Below are 1631 nucleotides of genomic sequence, written 5' to 3' on the forward strand. Positions count from 1 at the left end.
GAGCAAGCGGTGGTGATAAGGTTGTGTGAGGTAATACGCCCGGCGCACTGCCTCACGCTCCTGTCACCACGGCTTGCAGCCCCTAAGTTTTCCTAAGAGGCGGCTTTTGCTCGTCCCCTCACAAAAGCCGCCCCGCGTGATTGCAAGGACGGCTTGGGGGATGTTGCGACATTCCGCGATTGGAAGCCATTGGATTTTCAGTCAAACCAATCGGGGTTGCTCTCGCTGAGTATTGCGACAAGTTCGTTGTCGGGGAGCTTCAAGTCACTTTCGGAAGTATAAAAGAAAATTTCTTCATCGACACGCTCCGCTTCCTTGTCGGCGAAGCCGTTGCATTTGTCGGTGATTGGATAAGGCATAAGTGCGTCAAGCAATTCCAACCCACCGATGATAAGGCTCTCGCCCTCGTTGCTTGTCACGATACGGCATGTATAGTCCGTGCCCTTGTAGTTGATTTCAGTCGTTGTCATATCTTGATTGTTTATGCCACTGCGTCATTGGTGCTGACGCAGTGGCTGTTGATTGTTCCGTTGATTAAAAGGTCATCACATGGCAGTCAGTGACCTCGGCAGGTAGTCCGAAAGCATGGAAATGGGAGAAATATGGGTGGCTCTCTCCCTCGACTTCGGAAGCGGTGGTGACGGTCTGCACTTTGTTGTCGGCATACCATTTGTCAATCATCGCAATTTCATCGTCAGTCAACCCTGTCGGGTCTCCGTTGATTAGATAGCATAACGCCCATGTAGGGATAGGCTCGATAAAGAACTCCATGACTGTATGCTTTAGTTGTGATACCCTAATATTGCTCCGATGTAGAGTCTATCGCCTTTTTTCAGTCTGGCGATAATATCCATTAGGTCTGCGGAGCGTTCAGCCGTGCCTGCACCATCGTAGAACTCGGTCACGAAAAGAGCGTCTGTGCCGAGGGGGTTGATAATGGCTTTTTTCAGTTGCCCTATTGGTCCGTTCCATTTCATCACGTTTGCAGGGGTAAGTTCGGCAGATATAGACTTGATGTTGTCGAAATGGGATTTGCGCCATATTGCGAAGCCACCATTGTAGGTAATGGTGTTTTCCTCGGTGGGCGTAAACATACCTTTCGGCAGGATATGTTCAAGAAGAAAACGGATGTCAAACTTGCGTCCGTCCTCGGAGTTTTCGCACACATAGGATATGGAGGCGTTTTCTCCTGCTACTATACGGTCGATGTTCAGATAGTCGTTCTCGACTATCGGCTCGGTGCTGATTTGATAAATAGTGCTGTGCATAGTTCTTTGAATTTGAGTGGTTGTTTATTTTATACTACGGCTTAATTCTTGTGGTCTTGCCAATTTTTGTGTCGGGGTGAACTGGGAACTCCCAGTTTACTTCATCATCAGGTAGTGAGGAATGTATGTCACTGCCTATAACCAATCCGCAGTGCTTTTCAACATACTCCCTTGCCTGTGCCGCGTTTTCAGCCTCTATGTCGAAGAAGCCACTGAATATGTACTCTGTTCTGACTCTGAATTTTGTCATTGCTTTTTGATGTTTGAATTAATTTTCTCCCTTTTGTTTGAAGCTCATTGAGCTTCTTCGGCAGGGCTGGCCGTTTTTCGTGCAGTCCCACAACTGCGGCCATAAGGGAGGAT

Annotated in this window: 4 protein-coding genes; all 4 read right to left on the reverse strand. The window is 48.1% G+C overall.

The features are described from left to right. Window positions 1-197: 197 nt before the first annotated feature. The 4 genes from C5S62_RS05030 to C5S62_RS05045 all read right to left on the reverse strand — a co-directional run bounded on the left by C5S62_RS05030 (window position 198) and on the right by C5S62_RS05045 (window position 1518). A complete protein-coding gene (locus tag C5S62_RS05030; protein WP_104404323.1) occupies window positions 198-470 on the reverse strand; it encodes a hypothetical protein in 273 nt (90 codons plus the stop codon). Between the two features lie 64 nt (window positions 471-534). Further along, window positions 535-771: a hypothetical protein gene (locus C5S62_RS05035; protein WP_104404324.1), complete on the reverse strand. Its 237-nt coding sequence runs from the start codon at window positions 769-771 to the stop codon at window positions 535-537. A gap of 11 nt (window positions 772-782) precedes the next feature. Beyond that, window positions 783-1268, reverse strand: coding sequence for a hypothetical protein (locus C5S62_RS05040; RefSeq protein WP_104404325.1), 486 nt, complete (start codon window positions 1266-1268; stop codon window positions 783-785). Between the two features lie 34 nt (window positions 1269-1302). Next, window positions 1303-1518, reverse strand: a complete 216-nt coding sequence (locus C5S62_RS05045) for a hypothetical protein (RefSeq protein WP_104404326.1) — start codon at window positions 1516-1518, stop codon at window positions 1303-1305. Window positions 1519-1631 lie beyond the last annotated feature (113 nt).

The organism is Prevotella sp. MGM2 (assembly GCF_002933955.1).
In the GTDB taxonomy this organism is placed as follows: Bacteria; Bacteroidota; Bacteroidia; order Bacteroidales; family Bacteroidaceae; genus Alloprevotella.